The following is a 19,155-nucleotide window of genomic DNA, read 5'->3' as shown; positions in this document are numbered from 1 at the left end:
GAGAATTTTGTTCCTATACGAACTCTAAAATCAGGACAGTGACGCCGTTCAACATTAATGAAATACCGTTGTAGTTGTATCAAAAATGCGAGTCACTTCTATTTTTGCAAAGGGTTAGGTTGTTTAACTGTTTGTTTTTTATCGGTTTTGTTGTTTTTTATCGCAAACTTTACAATTTGTCGATCTGGATCACTAAGTACCTACTAAATTTGCACCAACTCATATTTTTTTAGATGAAAATTAAGTTCTCATTGATCTTTTTGAGGGCGAAGTTAGTCTTAATGCCATGGATGCACACGATGTGCATAACCAGAAAGGAAATAGAGAATTCAGAGTTTAGGGTTCTCAAACAAGAAAAGGTATTTCTCTCTACGGCGGCCAACTTTAGGCGGGAAATATTCAAACAGCTATATCCATTTTTAGGAGTTTTATTCCATGGAAAACAAATTTTTTAAAGTATCTGCGATTACAGCAGCAATGGTAGGTGCACTGTCTGCTGCTCCAGCTATGGCTGAAGATCCAATCGGTCCTGAGTATGCAAGTCAGGCGTCAGAGTTCTTCTCTGAGTCGACTATTAGCGGTAACCTAAACTTTTTCATGCGTGCTCGTGACCGTGGTGACGTAGATGCAAACGGCAACGACACTGCTAAGACAACAAACTTAGATCACGGCTCTATCTTTGCTAACTTAGGTTTCCATTCAGGTTATGTCGCGGATGTTGTTGGTTTTGACGCAGTGGTATACAGCACATTTGATATGTGGGCTGGTGAAGAAACTGGCGGTTCATTTGAGCATGAGATGAACTTCTTTGACTGTGATTCTGCATACGGTGCAAGTACAGGTTGTGATTCTTACCAAACAGACAATGGTGTTTCTTTCGCAAAAGCAGCATTGAAGTTCAAGTTTGGTGAGAATATCAATGCACAACTTGGTTACTTCCAACCGTCTGTACCTAGTTCTTTAGGTGTTAACTGGTCATTTGCTCCTGGTACGTACCGTGGTGGTGAGATCGGTGGTAACTTTGGTGACCTTTCTGTTGGTTTCGTTTATGCAGACCAGTATAAAGCTCCTTGGTTTAAAGAAACTTACGAGTTCCGTGATGGCTCTTTCTGGGGTAGCCCAGGTAAAGATGTTGGCGATGTATACTCGGTAGGTGCTCGTTATACTCTAAGCAATGGCATTGGCCTTGATGTTGGTTACGGTGGTTTGACTGATGGTGACCGTAAAAATTTCCATGCTAAAGTTAAAGGCACAACTGATGGCGGTCTATTCTGGTCACCACAACTATATGTAGTAGATGACGACAACCAATTTGATAGCACGGCTTTCCAAGCTGCTTTATTGACGGCTAAATCTTTTGGTCAATACAGCTTCCGTGCTGAAGCGACATATACATCTGCAGACTCTGAAGATACACGTGGTAACGTAGGTAATATGTCTTACCGTCTAACCGAGCAGTACGGTGGTTCGAACGGTGCTTACGATATCTGGTGGAACAACCGTTCTGACTTTAACCACGATGGCGAATATGCTTTCTTCTTATCTTCAACTCGTGATTTCTCTGATGTTGGTGGTACAGGCTTCAGCGCTGGTGTAAGTGGTGCTTACGGTGCGGGTGCGAAAGCAGATGGTTACGATGAGCTAGTAGAATATGCATACAGCTTCTTCGCAAACTACGCGATTCAAGCTGGTGCCTTGAAAGACGCTAATATCAGCTTCTACTACACTAACTTCTTTAATGATTCAGATGCGCCAAACTGGACTGGTTACTCTAACGCCTTCCAAGACGAGACTGATTTCAAACTAGCACTAACAATTCCTTTCGGAGTTAAGTAAGTTAGATAAGAAATAGAAAAAGCTGGGCATTTGCCCAGCTTTTTTGCTTTTTAGGAGATATTTATGACACGTATTATTCCGGTAACATTAATTGCTTTCAGTTTGGCAGCATGTACTTCTTCACCGAAAACAGCATCTGAGTTTTGGTATGGTCAGGGGGAGCGTTTTGGATCCCGTGGCTACGTGATCGATAATGACTCATTGGCTGATATTAAAGAAAAGGTGGAGTTTGATGAGCCTGCTTATCTTGCCGGTTATGAAAAAGGAAAATTAGAGTTCTGTGATCCCTACAAAGCATTTGAAAAAGGCATCAAAGGAACAAGGTACACAGATCAATGTGCCGATATGCCTCAGGAGGTGATGATCAAAGCAGAGTGGCAAAGAGGCTGGGACGCATTTATTGGTGCTGATTTCTATAAGTTTAGGTAGGCTTAGAAACGATTAACTTAAACCTACCCATTGTCATTATTGATGTTTTCCACCATACGCTTTGCACAGTTCACGGGGCAGTTGCTTAATCGCTCCGTCACTGAATGTGCACTGGACACCTGCACCAAATACTTTTCCTGCGTTGTTTTGTGCAATAGAGACTGGAGCTGAAAAAATAAACACTGAAGCTAGTGCTAAAGTTACAAGTTTCATATTTTCCATCCTTCATACTTACCAAAAAATAAAATAAACAGCATTCAAATGTCATGCTTAATACTCAATTATGTATATGGTTGATGAAAGGTCAAAGTTATATAAAAATTTTCAATAAAAAATAACAATAGCTAATTTAAATATATCAATCAGTAACTTATTGATTTTTGGTTGTGATAAGTATCTATAAATGCAGGTTATTTATATTATTTAAGGTAAAACAGTTATAAGTGGCAGACTTTATTTTCTTAAATTATATTTATTATGCATTGGGGTGTTCTAGGTGTACTATTTGTTAGCATCTCAAAGGCAATTAATGCCAAAGATACATCAGCTTATTAGAGTAATATCATGAACATAAGTGAAGCCGCTAAACTTACTAATTTATCAACGAAGTCTATTCGTCTTTATGAAGACAAGGGGGTTATTACAGCCCCTTTACGCTCGGAAAATGGTTATAGAAGCTACGACAAGAAGCAGATTAAAGAGCTTGGTATAGTTGCGAAAGCGAGAAGTGCGGGTTTTTCACTCGATGAGTGCCGTGCGCTTGTTGAATTAGCAGACAATCCTTGTCGCGAAAGTGCCGACGTTAAAGCGAAAGCGCTTAGTAAATTGGAAGAAGTAAACAAAAAAATTGAAGGTCTTTTGGCAATTCAAAAGACATTGAAAGAGTGGGTTGAACAATGTCCAGGTGACTCAAATAGCCATTGCCCGATCATTGATTCACTTGTAGAGAAAAAGCCATAAGTGGGCTACTTATGGCTCTGATAAGGAATGCCTGTATTACTCTTCAGTTGGAGTAATCGTTAATACTATGCCATCTACAGCAGTGACGATCACCTCTGTGCCTGCTTCTAAGTCGTGATTACTAACAGCTGACCAAGTAGTATCACCTAAACGGATACGACACTTGCCTTTTTTAATGACAGTATCGATTCGAGTTGTTTGACCTACCAGTTGTTTTTCTCTTTGGTTTAACTCTCGCCCTGCATCTGACTGCTTGTCATTAGACAGTTGTCTTCTCCACCACAACCAAGTGGTAATAAGAGAGAAGCTAGCAAAGGACAGCCATTGCATCTGCCAACCGATTGGTAATGCGCCTAATAGGGCACCGACCAGCATGGCAGATATGCCTATCCACAAAAAGTAACCAGCGGTCCCAATTAGCTCAAGCGCTAACAGTGCTAGACCAAATGCCAGCCAGTGCCAGTGGTTTACTTGTTCTAGTAATTCGACCATAAGTTAGTCCTTACTACCTTTGTCATTCTTATGTGCAAACATCTCTGCAATACCAGCCACAGAACCCATTAGACCTGTTGCTTCAAGTGGTAGCATGATGATCTTGCCGTTTTCAGCTTGACCAATTGATTTCAGTGCGTCGGTGTAGCCTTGTGCAATAAAGTAATTTACAGCTTGCATGTCGCCTTGAGCAATCGCCGTCGATACCATTTCTGTTGCTTTAGCTTCTGCTTCTGCAGCACGCTCACGAGCTTCTGCTTGAAGTATTGCGGCTTGTTTTTCACCTTCCGCTTTCAGGATCTCTGACTGCTTGTGGCCTTCCGCTTTTAGGATCTCTGCTTGTCGAACGCCTTCTGCTTCTAGGATATCAGCACGTTTATTACGCTCGGCTTTCATCTGGGCATTCATCGCAGCAGTAAGGTCTGCTGGTGGCTGCACATCTTTGATTTCGATTCGTGTAACCTTCACGCCCCACGGGTTAGTTGCTTCATCAACGATATTTAGGAGCTTAGTATTGATCATATCACGCTGGCTAAGCATCTCATCCAGTTCCATCGAGCCCAGTACAGTACGGATATTGGTGAGGGTTAAGTTACGGATCGCATGTTCAAGGTCGTTCACTTCATAGGCGGCTTTAGGGGCATCGATAACCTGAACAAAACACACCGCATCAATAACGACGTTCGCGTTGTCTTTGGAGATGACTTCTTGAGCTGGGATGTCGAGAACACGCTCCATCATGCTGATGCGCTGTCCAACTTTATCAATAAATGGAATGATTAAGTTAAGACCCGGTTTGAGAGTATGTGTGTATCGTCCGAAGCGTTCAACGGTCCAGTTGTTGCCTTGTGGGACGGTTTTTACGCCAGCGAAGATAAATAGCAGTGCGACGACAGTAAAGACGCCAATAGTAATCAAGGTATCAATAGGCATACAAAGTCCTTTGCAAGTTTAGGTTATTGAATGTTTATTACTCATACTGGCGCATATTTAAAGGCGGGGCAAATTTATAAATGAGAAATGGGCCATAAAACATTGATTTTATGGCCCATTATGAGTTTTACATTCAAAAACCTAATAGGTGGCTTTGTTGAATTTAGATTTGATAGCTTACCTAAGACTTAACTGTTGTAGAGCCTGACTAGTAAAGCAGAGAGTAAAGTTGACGACGGTACTTGCTGGCAACTGCGTTACCTTGTCCTAACGCACTCAATATGTCCATGAACTCTTTTTTCATGTCGCCATCTAGAGCATTAAGATCTTTGGCTAGGAAAGACCAAAGTAGATCCATTGCTTCTTCGCTACGGTTCACTTGGTGGTATTGCAGTGCTAGTTCAGATGCGGTTTTAGCGTCGCTCGGATTTTTCTGAAGAGTCGCTTCTAATGCTTGAATTTCTGGGCTATCGGCTGCCTGCTTGTGAAGCTCAAGTTTCGCGACTAAGCCTTTGTAATAATTGTCTTGGTACTCAAGAGGGATGGTTGCTAGCTGAGCTTCAGCAAGATCAAATTGTTGCGTTTCCAACAAACACTCTGCGATCGCCAGTTTTACTTCACCTTTATTCGTTAGTTCTGCTGGAAGTTGCTGCATTACGGCTAACGCCTGTGCGTGCTCACCAGCCTGCATTTGCTCAAGAGCTTGACGCAAAGCAAGTTCATCTTGGCTAGGTAGGTGCTTGCTTAGCATATCGACAATAGCTTCTATGCTTTGAGGGCCACCGAGCCCATCGACCGGTTGACCATTAACAAACAGTGCAATAGTTGGCAGTGCTTGAACCCCAAACTGGCTAGCAATAGCTTGCTCTTGTTCGCAATTTAGCAGGGCTAAGGTGAAGGTACCGTTGTATTGCTGAGTTAACGTTTGAAGTTCTGGAATGACTTGGGCGCTCTCTTGGCTCATTGGTGCCCAAAAATGGATGAGTACAGGGGTCTGCATCGAACCTTCTAATACTTGACGAAAGTTCTGCTCATTAAGTTCAACAATATGCGGAGATTGCATTTACGTTCCTTGAGGTTTGTTTTGTGGATACGTTGCAAATATGGGGGGATTAGTCAGTAACTTCAAGATCTAACTGGGGTATCTAGGATAAAAAGAGCCAAAAATAAAAAAACGCTATGCTTCAATGTTGATGGAGTTGTTATCTCAACATCGAAGGCATAGCGTTATCATCGAGGTAGTCAGTGAGGCGTTGCGTGAGATACTCAAAACAGAATAAACAACGTAATAGCCAGACCCACACCTACCCAATTAAGGCGATTTAAAGTCATGAGGTTTCCAAAGTAGAACCATCAATTGGGAATAATTGATGGGATAGGGTAATCATGACATCTTAATGTTACGGAAAAATTACATCGTTACATTAAAGTTTGCGACTCTGCATTCAAAGTTAGTAATTTATGCAGCTTTTCTCAGAATAGGGTCTAGCAAACGACTCGGCAGAATCCTTTTCAATACCGCGAACACTTTAGTCGGGGTCGTAACTCGGTATCTCAGCTTGGGTTTATCGGCCGTAAGTGCATGAAAGACTGGCTCAATACAACTTTCTGGAGGCAGAACAAAAGCGTTATTCGATGATTCTTTTTCGAGTCGAGCTTTTTGTTGTTGGTAAGCGTTTTGGTGCGCGCTGCCAGAAATGTTGATCCATTTATTGAACGCTTTCAGAGCATTGGTTCTAAATTGAGTTTCAATTGGCCCCGGTTGCAGTAAGGAGATCTGAATACCACTGCCATGCAATTCTAATCGCAAGGTATCCGTCCAGCCTTCAATAGCGAATTTGGATGCATTATAAGCCCCGCGATATTTCATGGCTGCAAAACCTAATACGGAACTGTTTTGTACGATTCGACCTTCGCCACGTTCGCGCATGTGCGGAAGGATCTGACAGACGAGGTGATGCCAACCGAAGAAGTTGGTTTCGAATTGTTCTCTGAGCCCTTGAGTCGGTAAGTCTTCTAGCGCGCCTGCTTGACCGTAAGCGCCATTGTTGAATAATCCATACAATCCATTGGGTGCGAGATCGATAGCAAGCTTAGCGCCATGCTCAATACTTTCTTGGTCAGAAAGATCTAATTGAATACAGGTGAGCCCTTCATCTTGAAGGCGTTGAACATCTTGTGGATCGCGACAAGATGCAATGACATGAAAACCACGCTTTTGAAGTGCATGAGCACATGTATAACCAATACCTGTTGAGCAACCGGTAATAAGAATCGACTTGTTCACACTTAATCCTTTATTAGAGTCTCTATCGCTCTAGGGTAAAGAATTAGTCTTGATGTTGTAACAAGTTTTTTAGTGCCGGCTCGATTCTTGAGTAACTAAAGATGAATCCCATCTCTGTGAGTTTCTTCGGCTTGGAGCGAATGCTGTCAAATAGCAAACAAGATGATTCCCCCATGAGAATCGACATTGCCCATTTCGGCGTGAATAAGAAATGCGGTCGGCCTAATTGTTTAGCTAACGTGCTGCTGAACAGTTTGTTGGTCACAGGGTGAGGGGCACACATATTGAATTCCCCTTGAGCGTGAGGAATCGACAACAAGTGATTGATGGCTCTCACCATATCTAGCATGTGAATCCATGGCATGTACTGCTCACCTGAACCTAGTGGACCACCGACGCCGAGTTTGTAAGGCAATAACATCTTCTTGAGCGCGCCGCCATTCTCGCCGAGTACAACCCCTGTTCGCAGTAGTATCACGCGTGTGCTTTCTGATTGTGCTCGCTTGGCTATCTCTTCCCAGTGGGCACAGACTTTATGAGGGAAGCTTTCATCTTCTACTTGCAGTGACTCGTCAAACGGGTGCTGCTGTTGATCGCCATAGTAACCCACGGCTGAACCGCTAATAAAAGCGTGTGGCGGGTTGCTACTGTCATGAATTAATTCGACCAGCTTTTCAGTGATCTGCCAGCGGCTGTTACAGATCCTCTCTTTTTGCTCTGTACTCCAACGCTTATCGGCAATCGGTTCACCCGCGAGGTTGACCACCACATCAAAGTCATTGAGATCACTGAGCTCATCAAGGGATTGAATGTAATGAAGGTTGTTCTGGTTGAGGTGATTTAGGTTTTGCTTTGCTTTATCAGGACTCCGCGTCAGCAATGTCACGTCGTCAGTGTTCCAACTCTTGACCAATTCAGAGCCAATAAATCCAGTACCGCCAGTTAACAATATCTTCATATCAATCTCCCTATTAAACATAATTATAGACATGGCTTGTTTTTAGTCGCCAATCAATACGAAAAAATCACTATAACGATCATAAGGTTTCAATCGTGTGATGCCTAAATTACGCCTTTTTCAATTGACGAAGGAGTGAAATTAAATTCAGCAATTCAGGATGTGTACCCTTATCACACTTATGCACTTTACTTGGATATGTTACCAACTGCGTAATATTTGTCACATTAGCAATGATAAGGATTTGCCATGATTATTACTTACTCATAATCAGCGACAAGGAATGACGATGACGGCGGTACTTGCTTTGTTTCGATCCATGTTAGGTAGCCTAAGGGATCTATTGCCAATCGTGGCAGTTATCGCTTTCTTCCAGCTTGCTGTGTTACAAGAGCCGCTTCCTCACCTTTTATCCATTCTAACCGGTTTAGTGCTGGTGGTTTTTGGACTCACTTTCTTTATCTTTGGTCTTGAAATGGGCTTATTTCCTATTGGTGAATCGATGGCTCAAGCATTTGCCAGGAAGGGGAGTGTGTTCTGGTTATTGATCTTCGCTTTTTGTTTAGGTTTCGGTACCACCATAGCAGAACCAGCGTTAACAGCCGTTGCAGCCGAAGCGGCAGAAGTGGCAGCCGAGGGAGGAGTAATTCCCAACACGTTAGATGAAATGGAGCAGTATGCCGATGGTCTGCGATTCACAGTGGCATTGTCGGTTGGCATTGCTATTTTACTCGGTGTGCTGAGAATCTTAAAAGGTTGGCCAATTCAATACATGATCATCGGTGGATACATTGGCGTGGTGGTGCTTACTGCATTTGCTCCGGAAAACATTATTGGGATTGCGTATGACTCTGGTGGAGTGACAACATCGACGATCACCGTTCCGTTAGTGACGGCATTGGGGGTGGGGTTAGCCTCTGCCATTAAAGGGCGCAATCCGATGATAGATGGCTTTGGGTTGATCGCATTTGCTTCTTTGTTACCGATGATGTTTGTCATGGTGTACGGAATGGTGGTGACATGATCAGTATTCAGCAATTTATCGACACCTTTCTGGGCACTGTAATGGATGTGATCCCGATTGCGGTCATCATCTTTGGTTTTCAGTTGGCGGTATTGCGTAAGCCAGTCAATAACCTAGCTAAAGTGCTAGTCGGTTTCTTTTACGTCATCCTAGGTTTATCTCTATTTTTGATGGGGTTGGAACTCGCGTTGTTTCCTTTGGGGGAGACAATGGCAATGCAGCTCACCGAACCCAGCTTTTTGACTGAGTTTAAAATCAGTTCTGGTCTTGCATTAGTTTGGTTTGATTATTATTGGGTCTACCTATTCGCGTTTTGTATCGGCTTCAGCACCACGATAGCCGAGCCCTCTTTGATTGCCGTTGCGATCAAGGCAAACCAAGTTTCCGGTGGCAGTATCAGTGTTAATGGGCTGAGGATCGCCGTGGCATTGGGCGTTGCGATTGGCATTTCACTGGGTAGCTACCGTATCGTTGCAGGTGACCCGATCCACTACTACATCATTTTTGGTTATGTCGTCGTAGTCATTCAAACCTTTTATGCCCCAAAACTTATTATTCCATTGGCCTACGATTCTGGCGGCGTAACAACATCTACGGTGACAGTCCCCTTAGTGACAGCTCTTGGGCTTGGGCTCGCCTCAACCGTACCAGGACGAAACCCTGTCATTGATGGCTTTGGATTGATCGCTTTTGCCAGCTTATTTCCCATCATTTCAGTGATGGGCTATGCCCAGATAACACAATGGTTAAACCGTTTACACACCTCTAAGGAGAGCAAAGATGCGCTTTAAACTTATCTTAGCGTTTGTAGAAGAGAGCAAGACCGACACTGTGCTCGATGCCGCGCGTGATGCGGGTGCGACCGGAGCAACAGTGATTAACAACGCCAGAGGGCAAGGTTTAAACCAAAAAACCACATTTTTTGGCCTAACGTTAGAGGTGCAAAAAGATGTGTTGCTGTTTGTAGTTGAGGAGCATCTAGCTAGGCATATTCTTGAAACTATTGGTGAAGTCGGAGAGTTTGATCAAGAGTCAGGACAAGGTATTGCAGTGCAGATCGATGTCGAAGATGCAGTCGGAGTCGCGCATCAAGTCGAGACATTAACCAAGGTTGTGGAGGACGAGTTATGAGTGTCAGTGAAAAAATCCGAGTAGGCGATGTCATGGCCAATACCTATGTGATCATCGATGGGCTAACCACGGTGTTGGAAGCGATAGAGATGGCGAAGAAGCATAAAGTGAAAGCCATCATTGTCGACAAGCGCCATGAAGGTGACGAGTACGGCATCGTATTGATGAATGATATTGCCAAAAAAGTACTGGCTAAAAACCGCTCTCCAAAACGGACCAATGTTTATGAGATCATGACTAAACCAGCGCTAAGTGTGTCTGCTGAGATGAACGTTAAATACTGTGCTCGTTTGTTTGAGCGCTTTGGTATCAGTCGTGCGCCAGTCATTCGTGACAACAAGATAGTCGGTATGGTTAGTTACAATAATATCGTGATCAACGGTATGGCGAGAGATGACGTGTAGTATTTAGATACGTACAATAGGCTCACAAATTTTATGGAGAAGTACGTGTGAAATTATTTTTTGCTTCAGACCTACACGGTTCGCTACCAGCAACAGAAAAGGTATTAGAACTCTACCAAGCGTCTGGCGCGCAATATTTAGTTCTATTGGGTGACATTCTGAATCATGGCCCAAGAAACCCGATCCCTGAGGGATACAATCCGCCAGCGGTTGCAGATAAGTTGAATGCGTTTTCTCAAGAGATCATTGCCGTTCGTGGTAACTGCGACAGCGAAGTGGATCAGATGCTGCTGTCTTTTCCAATGATGATGGATTACTCGTGGGTATTATTAGAATCAGGTCAACGCATCTTTCTAACTCATGGTCATTTGTACAACACCAATAAGCGCCCTGCGCTGAAAGCAGGCGATATTATTACACATGGTCATACCCATATTCCGGTCGCTGAATACCAAGATGACATCTTTATCTTTAACCCTAGCTCGGTGACATTCCCCCGAGAAGGGTACGCAGCAAGTTACGGTATTTATGAAAACAATACCTTCACAGTCATCAGCCTTGAAGGTGATGTTCTAGTGAGTGGTCAGCTTTAAATAAACGTAATTGGCGACGTTAGAAAAGGTCTACTTTGAGTCTACGTGGCCGAGATCTCTGTCTGGAGCAATGATGTTTCGTACTCTTTGCTTCAGAACCTTCGCCTCTGGAAAACCTCCATCCGCTTTTCTTTCCCAAATCTGCACACCATTACAAAAGATTTCGAACCTGCCTCCGGTGTCTGGGTGTAAGCTCACTTGTTCAATTTCTTCGCTGAAGGTATGCAGTAGCTCTTGGCATAACCAACTAGAGCGAAGCATCCAATTGCATTGACGGCAATAGTGTATGGCGATTGTGGCTTTTGCTGCTGTTTCTTTCGCTGGCGCCAGATTGGGTTGTTCCGTTTTCATGGTTAATCCTTAAAATGCTACATCCGTAATTTGATACCAACGGCTGACAAAAAAGGGGCTTCATGCCCCTTTTTTCTATTGGTTTACCGTTTCATGGTATTCAGCTATTCATAAACAGTAAATAGCGATCCAATCTTAGTTTGAAAACAATACGGTAGAACCATGATTTAAGCTAGTCAGTAGCAGTGCCTTCGGGTTAACGATGTCAATGCGGCGGCTTTGCTCTGCGTCCATCTTAATGACTTGAGTGATCAGCTCTAGCTGTTCTTCTGAAAAGTCTTGGCGCTGAGCCGAAGTCACATCTTTAAACTCCGTTGGCGAAACCAGTAAGTAGTTATCGTTAATATCCCACTGACCCGTTTCAGAGATGTTGATGACATTCGCAGGCTCAGTTTGATTACCGTAAAGTCTAACCACTGACATTCTTAAATATGTACCATTTGGTAGGTATTTCGCATTCGATGATAGTTCAACTCTACGAAGTGGGCCGATTGAGTCAGCTTGCTTGTTATCGCTAATCAGCGTCACCATTCTCGACTGCCATTCATGCTGAGTGAGCAAGCGCTCTACTTTTGCATTGCTGCTCCAATATAGCCAACCACTCAAAAATGCCGATAGAACCAGTAAGATAATCGATACTTTTAATTTCATGTTACTTACCACCGTTACAAATGTCGTTTACATCCGACTGGTTTGCGTAAATTCTTAGGGTTACATTTTCGCTCGAGTAATCTTGCGGGTGAATGTAGTTGAGGGCAAGGTTATTGGTTTGTCCTCCTGTAGCGATCACTTCAGCCGGCTTTAACACACCAGTGTGATTCGTGTTGTAACTTAATACACACTTTTCTATTGCTGGCAGCCAACTGCTGAGGTCTGGGTGGTTAACCGGTGATTGAACCTTTACACCATCCACTTCAGTCAAAACCGTGAACTCGGACTCCACCGGGGTAGTAAACGTTAAAACGAGAATCGGCATGATGAAAGCGGCAAGCAGTAACCAAAATGTTAACCATTTATTGGTGCTTTTAGCCGGAGCTACAACAGGAGCGGTTGCTGGTTCTACTGCCACTTTAGTTTGTTGAACTTTTGTAATTGGCTCAGGTTCAAATGTGTCAGTGATTGCTTGTTCAGTCGCTGCAGGCGTCGCAAACGTTAGGATAGGTTCAACGTCATTTTCTGCAATTTCAGCGGCTACTGGCTGATCATTTGATGACAGTGGCGCAGAGCGCTCAACGGTCGCAATAAATTGGTAACCGCGCTTCGGTACTGTCTTTACGAATTCAGGAGATTTAGTCGAGTCTTTGAGCATCTTTCTCAGAGTCGATACGGCTTGCGTTAAGCTTGAGTCATCAACCTCAAAGCCTTGGTCTCGCCAAACATACTCATGCAATTCATTACGAGTGATAACTTCATTAGGCCTTTCTGACAGCATCAAGAGAATGCGGCTTTCATTGCTACCAAGACGTACGACTTCACCGTCGCTCATTTGATCGACAAGTGAATTGCTGTTTGGGTCGAATACGAACCGTTGTGCGAGAATAAACTTTGTGCCGATATTACTCATTGAATTCTTCTATTTTGGATTGTTTTGGGGGGCGAAATAGACAAATCTCAGGTGAAGTTCCGTTAATTCTTCACCAAATCATGGCTTATTTTATGTTCTTTTATATTTATCAGGCTCAAGGATAATAAAAACAGATAAAAAAAACAGTGTTTTTATGATTTTTGACCTTGAATTTACATTTGTCATCCTCATGTTAATGAACAGAAGAGTGGCATCAAGTGTTACGCCCCTATGATTATTCAACATAAAGTATAGATGTTTTGGAGTAAAAATGAGCGAAACGGCAACGCAAAATAAAGAGACTCGTGGCTTTCAATCTGAAGTAAAACAACTACTTCATCTAATGATTCACTCACTGTATTCAAATAAAGAAATCTTCCTACGTGAGCTGATCTCTAACGCATCTGACGCGGCTGACAAGCTTCGTTTTCAAGCCCTATCTAATGGTGACCTTTACCAAGGCGATGCTGATTTAGGTGTAAAACTTTCATTCAACGCTGAAGCAAATACCTTAACGATTTCTGATAACGGTATAGGCATGAGCCGTGACAACGTTATTGAGCATTTAGGTACGATTGCTAAATCAGGCACTGCAGACTTTTTCTCAAAGCTATCTGAAGACCAAAGCAAAGACTCTCAATTGATTGGTCAATTTGGTGTTGGTTTCTACTCAGCATTCATCGTTGCAGACGCGGTAACGGTTCGCACTCGTGCCGCTGGCCTAGCAAACAATGAAGCCGTTCAATGGCACTCTGCTGGTGAAGGCGATTACACCATCGAAGACATCACTAAAGAATCTCGCGGTACTGACATCATTTTGCATATGCGTGAAGACGGTAAAGAGTTCCTAAACGAATGGCGCCTGCGTGAAGTGATTGGTAAGTACTCTGATCACATCGGTATCCCTGTTTCTATCTTCACAGCAGTAAAAGATGACGAAGGTAAAGACACCGAAGAGAAGCATTGGGAACAGATTAACAAGGCGCAAGCGCTTTGGACTCGTAACAAATCTGATATCGAGAAAGAAGAATATCAAGAGTTCTACAAGCACGTATCTCACGACTTTGCGGATCCACTGACGTGGAGCCACAACAAGGTTGAAGGTAAGAACGACTACACAAGCCTGCTTTACATCCCAGCGAAAGCACCTTGGGACATGATGAACCGTGACCATAAGAGTGGCTTAAAGCTTTATGTACAGCGTGTATTCATCATGGACGATGCTGAACAGTTCATGCCATCTTACATGCGTTTCGTTCGTGGCTTGATTGATTCAAACGATCTGCCTTTGAACGTGTCGCGTGAAATCCTGCAAGATAACAAGGTGACTCAGTCTCTTCGTGGCGCATGTACTAAGCGTGTGCTGACTATGCTTGAACGCATGGCGAAGAATGACAACGACAAGTACTTAGAGTTTTGGAAAGAGTTTGGCCTAGTAATGAAAGAAGGCCCAGCTGAAGACATGGCGAACAAAGAGAAGATCGCGGGTCTACTTCGTTTCTCATCAACGGAAGTCGATTCTGCTGAGCAAACTATCAGCCTAGAATCTTACGTTGAGCGCATGAAAGAAGGCCAAGATAAGATCTATTACCTAACAGCAGATAGCTACGCAGCAGCTAAGAACAGCCCGCACTTGGAGCAGTTCAAAGCAAAAGGTATTGAAGTGGTTCTAATGTATGATCGCATTGATGAGTACGTAATGAACTACCTAACTGATTTTGATGGTAAGCAATTCCAATCGATCACGAAAGCGGGCTTAGACTTAAGCAAGTTTGAAGGTGAAGAAGAGAAAGAGAAGCAAAAAGAGACAGAAGAAGAGTTCAAATCTGTTGTTGAGCGTACTCAATCTTACCTAGGTGGTCGTGTTAAAGAAGTTCGTACGACCTTCAAGCTAGCAACAACACCTGCGGTTGTCGTGACTGACGACTTCGAAATGGGCACGCAAATGGCTAAGCTTCTTGAAGCTGCGGGTCAAGCGGCACCGGAAGTTAAGTACATCTTTGAGATTAACCCTGAGCACGCACTTGTGAAACAGATGGCTGATGAAGCCGATGAGCAAGCGTTCGGCCGTTGGGTTGAGTTACTCCTGGGCCAGGCTATGCTAGCTGAAAAAGGCTCAATGGAAGATCCGTCACAATTCTTGGGTGCAATCAACGAGCTACTAACAAAGCGTTAGTCTTTCGACTTTAGGTTAAGCCAACAATTGTAATAAAAAGCTCGCAAATGCGGGCTTTTTTTATGAACGTCGTTGAAAATTAACCTAACGTGGTCAACGTCACCGTTATCGTCACAGCAAATGTTGTCGATGCATTCTTTAGTCGTAAATTCAGCCAAATTGAATATTAATGTGATAGAATGCTCGACCTAATCAGCTGGGGCTAGGAAGCTATCAACTCCAGTTGTATGATTTTTAAACGTTATACCGAAACTTACCGTTTTGCTTCTGTTCACAGTTTTGCTTAGCCTCAATGGTTACTTAACGCTTTCTGTTCATCCTAAAAATGAGCAAGAAGGGAGGGATAGTGAGCTTCGGTATAAATCATAATTTTATAAGAGGATTAAACATGCGCATCATTCTTCTAGGTGCTCCTGGCGCGGGTAAAGGTACTCAAGCTAACTTCATCATGAACAAATTTGGTATCCCTCAAATTTCAACTGGTGACATGCTACGTGCTGCTATCAAAGCGGGTACTGAGCTTGGTAAGCAAGCAAAATCAGTAATCGACGCTGGTCAGCTAGTTTCTGATGAAATTATCCTTGGTCTTATCAAAGAGCGTATAGCTCAAGATGACTGTGAAAAAGGTTTCTTACTAGACGGTTTCCCACGCACAATCCCACAAGCTGATGGCCTAAAAGAAATGGGCATCGCTGTTGATTACGTTGTTGAATTCGACGTAGCTGACGATGTGATTGTTGAGCGTATGGCTGGTCGTCGTGCTCACCTTCCTTCAGGCCGTACATACCACACTGTGTACAACCCGCCTAAAGAAGAAGGTAAAGATGACGTAACTGGCGAAGAGCTAGTTGTACGTGATGACGACAAAGAAGAAACAGTTCGTGCACGTCTAGGCGTATACCACGATCAAACAGCTCCGCTTATCTCTTACTACGGTAAAGAAGCTGAAGCAGGCAACACTCAGTACCTTAAGTTTGACGGTACTAAGCAAGTTGCTGAAGTTAGTGCAGAACTTGAGAAAGCACTAGCATAATTGGCTAACAGCCAGTTTTAGAATTTGATATATTGGAAGCGACCTTAAGGGTCGCTTTTTTTGTTTCAATTTTTAGTACGATACCAATCTAGATAATTCGATTACACATCATTCAAGATGAAACCGTCTTTGATGAAGGTGGCTCACAATCGAGAGCAGATGTTGTGATATCCCATTTAAAGAATGATTATTCAGACATTTAGTGGGAAGCAATGATCTTAAACTTATGCAGATTAGTATATTACTTTCTAGAAAATCACATATTGGTCTCAGGTATCTATGGAAAATAATAAAAAGCAGGGCGTTTTACTGGTGAACTTAGGTACGCCAGATTCTGCGACCCCAGCTGGCGTTCGTCGATTTTTGAGTGAGTTCTTGCACGACAAGCGAGTAGTGAACCTAACTCGTTGGCTTTGGTGTCCGATTCTGCATGGGGTGATTTTACCGATTCGCTCGCCTAAGGTCGCGAAGCTATATCAGTCGGTTTGGATGGATGATGGCTCACCACTGCTTGTGTACTCTCAAAGACAAGCTGAAAAGCTCCAGAAAAAACTAGAGATGCCTGTTGCACTGGGTATGACCTATGGCAACCCAAGCCTAAAGACTGGTGTTGAGCAACTGATGGAGCAGGGCGTTGAGGACATGATCGTACTGCCTTTATATCCGCAGTACTCTGGCACAACCACAGCGGCGGTTTCTGATGGTTTAACCAAAGCCTTTAAGCAGATGCCAGTTATCCCGAGCTATCGCTTTATTCGCGACTACTACGCGCACCCAAGCTATGCAAAAGCATTGGCTGAAAGCGTCCGCAGTCATTGGGATAAAAATGGCAGAGCCGATCATTTAGTGTGTTCTTTCCACGGTATTCCGAAGCGACTGGCTGATGAAGGCGATATCTACCCTCAGCATTGTGAAGCGACAACAAAGCTGCTTGCGGCAGAGCTAGGTTTATCTGAAGAAGACATCACCATGACCTACCAATCGCGATTTGGTCGAGAAGAGTGGTTGAAGCCTTACACTGACGAGACACTTGAATCACTGCCAAGCAAAGGTATCAAGAAGATCGACATCATGGCGCCTGCCTTTTCGGTTGACTGTTTGGAAACGTTGGAAGAGATTTCAGACCAGTGTAAAGAGACGTTCATTGACGCTGGTGGTTCGGACTTTAGCTACATTATGTGTCTTAATGATAGAGACTCGCATATCGACATGATGGCTGAACTGGTAGCGCTTCATCGCTAATTGATGTGTCGATTGAATAGATAACAAAAGGGCTGCTCATTGAGCAGCCCTTTTTGATCTTGATGTTTCTTTTCGGAATAGAGCTAGATATCAAGCCACAGAGGTTTCTGCTGTTTCAGCTTTTGGCTCTGCTTCAAGCGTCATGTTGGTTTCTACACCGTGCATCCATGATACAAGCTTGCCCGCACAAAGAAGCAGTAATACGCCACTAATTGTTGCTGTAATTGCGATACCACCGAAGATCGACATAGCACCAAGCTCACCAACGTGAGAACCAACCAGGCCAGCCACGTAGTTTGCTACTGCATTGAAGCCAAACCATGCACCCATCATCAATGATGCTAGGCGAAGCGGAGCTAACTTAGTGACCAACGACAGGCCAATAGGCGATAGACAAAGCTCACCAAGGGTATGGAAGAAGAAAGCACCGACTAGCCATAGCATTGATGTTTTCACTGTTAGGTCGCCGCCTTGTTCCATTACCGCGCCCATCATGCACACAAAGCCCAGTGCTAAGAAGAACAATGCCATTGCAAACTTAACAGGAGAGTTGGGTTCACGCTTACCCAGTTTCACCCAGAACGCAGCAATGATTGGAGCAAGTGTAATGATGAAGAATGGGTTCAAAGATTGGAACCACGCAGCATGAACTTCAAAGCCACCAATCATACGGTCAGTGTATTGTTGAGTGTAGATGTTCATTAGGCCGCCAGCTTGTTCAAAGCCCGCCCAGAATACAATCACGAACAGACCCATGATAAGAATCACTTTTAGTCTGTCGAACTCTTCTTTAGTCAGTGGCGCTTTTTCTTTAGATTTGTTCAGTGCTTTCGCTCGAGCAGCAGCAGGCACAGAACCGATGTTGCCTAACCAAGACTGAGCCATTGTCACTTGCATGATCAAGCTAATAACCATACCAATACCAGCGGCTAGGAAACCTGCTTTCCAACCAAATGAGTCGACAGCAGCGCCTGAAATTAAGCCACCAAGCAGTGCACCTAAGTTGATGCCCATGTAGAAAATGGTGAAAGCACCGTCGCGGCGGTTATCGCCTTCTTGGTACAGGTCGCCAACCATGGTTGAGATGTTCGGTTTAAACATACCGTTACCACTGATTAGCAGTGCTAAACCAAGGTACAGCGCGTTCACTTGGTCTAAACCGATGAAGCCGTTAGGTAGAGCCAGTGTAAATTGGCCAAGTGCCATTAATACACCGCCAATCAGAATTGATTTACGCTGACCCAGGTAGTTATCGGCAATCCAGCCACCAATTAATGGTGTGATGTAGACTAAGCCGGTGTAAATACCGTAGAGATCGAGTGCGTCTTTCGTTGACCAACCCAGTCCACCGTTGAGGGTAGTGTCAGTCAAAAATAAGACAAGGATGGCACGCATCGCATAGTACGAGAAACGTTCCCATAGCTCTGTGCTAAAAAGTAGAAATAGGCCTCTAGGGTGGCCAAAGATGTTGTGGTTGCTTGGCATAAGTTTTACTAATTTTAGGTATTAAAAGATTTTATAGTCATTCATGTATACACAGTGGGATAAAAGTCTGCAATAGACGTATTTTATGGTTACGACAACTTGGTTTGTGTAAGGTATTGATGTTAAAGAGATTTGCTTTTAATGTTGCCCATTTTAGATGTGCTGCAAACTAATTTTCCAGATTTGAGCTGGTTGGTTAATAACCTTTATTAAAGCCGTGTTGAATGAAAATCTTTAGATGCATTCCTCTGGTGTAT

22 protein-coding genes are annotated in these 19,155 nt (G+C 43.6%); 12 read left to right on the top strand and 10 right to left on the bottom strand.

Annotation, left to right across the window (positions count from 1 at the left end; translation table 11 throughout):
- Positions 1-299 precede the first annotated feature (299 nt).
- The 3 genes from AC3CH3_RS11315 to AC3CH3_RS11305 all read left to right on the top strand — a co-directional run bounded on the left by AC3CH3_RS11315 (position 300) and on the right by AC3CH3_RS11305 (position 2,265).
- Entirely contained in the window at positions 300-455 is a 156-nt protein-coding gene (locus AC3CH3_RS11315; protein ID WP_017093856.1) for a hypothetical protein, read from the top strand.
- Positions 436-1,836 (top strand): multidrug transporter, encoded by a 1,401-nt coding sequence (locus AC3CH3_RS11310; protein ID WP_488537174.1) that lies wholly within the window; start codon positions 436-438, stop codon positions 1,834-1,836. The genes AC3CH3_RS11315 and AC3CH3_RS11310 overlap by 20 nt, the downstream gene beginning before the upstream one ends.
- Before the next feature lie 63 nt (positions 1,837-1,899).
- Positions 1,900-2,265, top strand: coding sequence for a DUF2799 domain-containing protein (locus tag AC3CH3_RS11305; protein WP_488537173.1), 366 nt, complete (start codon positions 1,900-1,902; stop codon positions 2,263-2,265).
- A 36-nt stretch (positions 2,266-2,301) separates the two neighbouring features.
- Here AC3CH3_RS11305 and AC3CH3_RS11300 read toward each other — a convergent pair whose 3' ends face one another.
- On the bottom strand, positions 2,302-2,478 hold the full coding sequence (locus AC3CH3_RS11300) for a hypothetical protein (protein WP_019821234.1): 177 nt from the start codon (positions 2,476-2,478) through the stop codon (positions 2,302-2,304).
- A gap of 351 nt (positions 2,479-2,829) precedes the next feature.
- Here AC3CH3_RS11300 and cueR point away from each other — a divergent pair, with 351 nt between their 5' ends.
- Positions 2,830-3,225: a Cu(I)-responsive transcriptional regulator gene (gene cueR / locus AC3CH3_RS11295; protein ID WP_019820217.1), complete on the top strand. Its 396-nt coding sequence runs from the start codon at positions 2,830-2,832 to the stop codon at positions 3,223-3,225.
- Between the two features lie 36 nt (positions 3,226-3,261).
- Here the strand turns inward: cueR and AC3CH3_RS11290 are convergent, their stop codons facing one another.
- From AC3CH3_RS11290 to AC3CH3_RS11270, 5 genes are all read right to left on the bottom strand, one after another.
- Positions 3,262-3,717 (bottom strand): NfeD family protein, encoded by a 456-nt coding sequence (locus AC3CH3_RS11290; RefSeq protein ID WP_019820219.1) that lies wholly within the window; start codon positions 3,715-3,717, stop codon positions 3,262-3,264.
- Between the two features lie 3 nt (positions 3,718-3,720).
- Positions 3,721-4,650 (bottom strand): SPFH domain-containing protein, encoded by a 930-nt coding sequence (locus AC3CH3_RS11285; RefSeq protein ID WP_076654819.1) that lies wholly within the window; start codon positions 4,648-4,650, stop codon positions 3,721-3,723.
- Positions 4,651-4,858: 208 nt separating this feature from the next.
- On the bottom strand, positions 4,859-5,713 hold the full coding sequence (locus AC3CH3_RS11280; RefSeq protein ID WP_488537172.1) for a co-chaperone YbbN: 855 nt from the start codon (positions 5,711-5,713) through the stop codon (positions 4,859-4,861).
- A gap of 396 nt (positions 5,714-6,109) precedes the next feature.
- Positions 6,110-6,937, bottom strand: coding sequence for an SDR family oxidoreductase (locus tag AC3CH3_RS11275; protein WP_488537171.1), 828 nt, complete (start codon positions 6,935-6,937; stop codon positions 6,110-6,112).
- Between the two features lie 43 nt (positions 6,938-6,980).
- Positions 6,981-7,895 carry a TIGR01777 family oxidoreductase gene (locus AC3CH3_RS11270; RefSeq protein WP_488537170.1) on the bottom strand — a complete coding sequence of 305 codons (915 nt, stop codon included), beginning with the start codon at positions 7,893-7,895 and terminating at the stop codon, positions 6,981-6,983.
- A gap of 289 nt (positions 7,896-8,184) precedes the next feature.
- Here AC3CH3_RS11270 and AC3CH3_RS11265 point away from each other — a divergent pair, with 289 nt between their 5' ends.
- From AC3CH3_RS11265 to yfcE, 5 genes are read left to right on the top strand one after another with little or no spacing between them, the layout of a single operon-like run.
- Positions 8,185-8,919: a DUF1538 domain-containing protein gene (locus tag AC3CH3_RS11265; RefSeq protein WP_019820230.1), complete on the top strand. Its 735-nt coding sequence runs from the start codon at positions 8,185-8,187 to the stop codon at positions 8,917-8,919.
- Positions 8,916-9,710: a DUF1538 domain-containing protein gene (locus tag AC3CH3_RS11260; protein WP_488537169.1), complete on the top strand. Its 795-nt coding sequence runs from the start codon at positions 8,916-8,918 to the stop codon at positions 9,708-9,710. Before AC3CH3_RS11265 ends, AC3CH3_RS11260 begins: the two co-directional genes overlap by 4 nt.
- Positions 9,700-10,050 (top strand): P-II family nitrogen regulator, encoded by a 351-nt coding sequence (locus tag AC3CH3_RS11255; RefSeq protein WP_019820233.1) that lies wholly within the window; start codon positions 9,700-9,702, stop codon positions 10,048-10,050. Before AC3CH3_RS11260 ends, AC3CH3_RS11255 begins: the two co-directional genes overlap by 11 nt.
- The gene (locus tag AC3CH3_RS11250; protein ID WP_019820235.1) at positions 10,047-10,454 is read left to right on the top strand and encodes a CBS domain-containing protein; all 408 of its coding nucleotides are present in this window, start codon (positions 10,047-10,049) and stop codon (positions 10,452-10,454) included. The genes AC3CH3_RS11255 and AC3CH3_RS11250 overlap by 4 nt, the downstream gene beginning before the upstream one ends.
- A gap of 47 nt (positions 10,455-10,501) precedes the next feature.
- A complete protein-coding gene (gene yfcE / locus AC3CH3_RS11245; RefSeq protein WP_488537168.1) occupies positions 10,502-11,047 on the top strand; it encodes a phosphodiesterase in 546 nt (181 codons plus the stop codon).
- Positions 11,048-11,077: 30 nt separating this feature from the next.
- Here the strand turns inward: yfcE and AC3CH3_RS11240 are convergent, their stop codons facing one another.
- The 3 genes from AC3CH3_RS11240 to AC3CH3_RS11230 form a co-directional block, all read right to left on the bottom strand.
- Entirely contained in the window at positions 11,078-11,398 is a 321-nt protein-coding gene (locus AC3CH3_RS11240; RefSeq protein WP_019820237.1) for an Rdx family protein, read from the bottom strand.
- Between the two features lie 135 nt (positions 11,399-11,533).
- Entirely contained in the window at positions 11,534-12,049 is a 516-nt protein-coding gene (locus AC3CH3_RS11235; RefSeq protein WP_017063402.1) for a regulatory protein ToxS, read from the bottom strand.
- A gap of 1 nt (position 12,050) precedes the next feature.
- Positions 12,051-12,962: a transcriptional regulator gene (locus AC3CH3_RS11230; RefSeq protein WP_019820239.1), complete on the bottom strand. Its 912-nt coding sequence runs from the start codon at positions 12,960-12,962 to the stop codon at positions 12,051-12,053.
- Positions 12,963-13,233: 271 nt separating this feature from the next.
- Between AC3CH3_RS11230 and htpG the strand changes: the two genes are divergently transcribed.
- The 3 genes from htpG (at position 13,234) to hemH (ending at position 17,413) form a co-directional block, all read left to right on the top strand.
- Positions 13,234-15,138 (top strand): molecular chaperone HtpG, encoded by a 1,905-nt coding sequence (gene htpG, locus AC3CH3_RS11225; protein WP_065675881.1) that lies wholly within the window; start codon positions 13,234-13,236, stop codon positions 15,136-15,138.
- A 388-nt stretch (positions 15,139-15,526) separates the two neighbouring features.
- The gene (gene adk / locus AC3CH3_RS11220; protein ID WP_048660860.1) at positions 15,527-16,171 is read left to right on the top strand and encodes an adenylate kinase; all 645 of its coding nucleotides are present in this window, start codon (positions 15,527-15,529) and stop codon (positions 16,169-16,171) included.
- A gap of 279 nt (positions 16,172-16,450) precedes the next feature.
- A complete protein-coding gene (gene hemH, locus AC3CH3_RS11215; protein WP_488537167.1) occupies positions 16,451-17,413 on the top strand; it encodes a ferrochelatase in 963 nt (320 codons plus the stop codon).
- 90 nt (positions 17,414-17,503) lie between these two features.
- Here hemH and AC3CH3_RS11210 read toward each other — a convergent pair whose 3' ends face one another.
- Positions 17,504-18,898 (bottom strand): peptide MFS transporter, encoded by a 1,395-nt coding sequence (locus AC3CH3_RS11210; RefSeq protein ID WP_488537166.1) that lies wholly within the window; start codon positions 18,896-18,898, stop codon positions 17,504-17,506.
- Positions 18,899-19,155: the final 257 nt, after the last annotated feature.

This window comes from Vibrio sp. QJM3NY_35 (assembly GCF_057785915.1).
Note: the sequence above shows the minus strand (reverse complement) of the source record. Positions and strands in the feature narration are given on the sequence as shown.

Coding starts and splice junctions, on each gene's coding strand:
- AC3CH3_RS11315 (WP_017093856.1), top strand. CDS start 300: ATGTGCATAACCAGAAAGGAAATAGAGAATTCAGAGTTTAGGGTTCTC.
- AC3CH3_RS11310 (WP_488537174.1), top strand. CDS start 436: ATGGAAAACAAATTTTTTAAAGTATCTGCGATTACAGCAGCAATGGTA.
- AC3CH3_RS11305 (WP_488537173.1), top strand. CDS start 1,900: ATGACACGTATTATTCCGGTAACATTAATTGCTTTCAGTTTGGCAGCA.
- AC3CH3_RS11300 (WP_019821234.1), bottom strand. CDS start 2,478: ATGAAACTTGTAACTTTAGCACTAGCTTCAGTGTTTATTTTTTCAGCT.
- cueR (WP_019820217.1), top strand. CDS start 2,830: ATGAACATAAGTGAAGCCGCTAAACTTACTAATTTATCAACGAAGTCT.
- AC3CH3_RS11290 (WP_019820219.1), bottom strand. CDS start 3,717: ATGGTCGAATTACTAGAACAAGTAAACCACTGGCACTGGCTGGCATTT.
- AC3CH3_RS11285 (WP_076654819.1), bottom strand. CDS start 4,650: ATGCCTATTGATACCTTGATTACTATTGGCGTCTTTACTGTCGTCGCA.
- AC3CH3_RS11280 (WP_488537172.1), bottom strand. CDS start 5,713: ATGCAATCTCCGCATATTGTTGAACTTAATGAGCAGAACTTTCGTCAA.
- AC3CH3_RS11270 (WP_488537170.1), bottom strand. CDS start 7,895: ATGAAGATATTGTTAACTGGCGGTACTGGATTTATTGGCTCTGAATTG.
- AC3CH3_RS11265 (WP_019820230.1), top strand. CDS start 8,185: ATGACGGCGGTACTTGCTTTGTTTCGATCCATGTTAGGTAGCCTAAGG.
- AC3CH3_RS11260 (WP_488537169.1), top strand. CDS start 8,916: ATGATCAGTATTCAGCAATTTATCGACACCTTTCTGGGCACTGTAATG.
- AC3CH3_RS11255 (WP_019820233.1), top strand. CDS start 9,700: ATGCGCTTTAAACTTATCTTAGCGTTTGTAGAAGAGAGCAAGACCGAC.
- AC3CH3_RS11250 (WP_019820235.1), top strand. CDS start 10,047: ATGAGTGTCAGTGAAAAAATCCGAGTAGGCGATGTCATGGCCAATACC.
- AC3CH3_RS11240 (WP_019820237.1), bottom strand. CDS start 11,398: ATGAAAACGGAACAACCCAATCTGGCGCCAGCGAAAGAAACAGCAGCA.
- AC3CH3_RS11235 (WP_017063402.1), bottom strand. CDS start 12,049: ATGAAATTAAAAGTATCGATTATCTTACTGGTTCTATCGGCATTTTTG.
- AC3CH3_RS11230 (WP_019820239.1), bottom strand. CDS start 12,962: ATGAGTAATATCGGCACAAAGTTTATTCTCGCACAACGGTTCGTATTC.
- htpG (WP_065675881.1), top strand. CDS start 13,234: ATGAGCGAAACGGCAACGCAAAATAAAGAGACTCGTGGCTTTCAATCT.
- adk (WP_048660860.1), top strand. CDS start 15,527: ATGCGCATCATTCTTCTAGGTGCTCCTGGCGCGGGTAAAGGTACTCAA.
- hemH (WP_488537167.1), top strand. CDS start 16,451: ATGGAAAATAATAAAAAGCAGGGCGTTTTACTGGTGAACTTAGGTACG.
- AC3CH3_RS11210 (WP_488537166.1), bottom strand. CDS start 18,898: ATGCCAAGCAACCACAACATCTTTGGCCACCCTAGAGGCCTATTTCTA.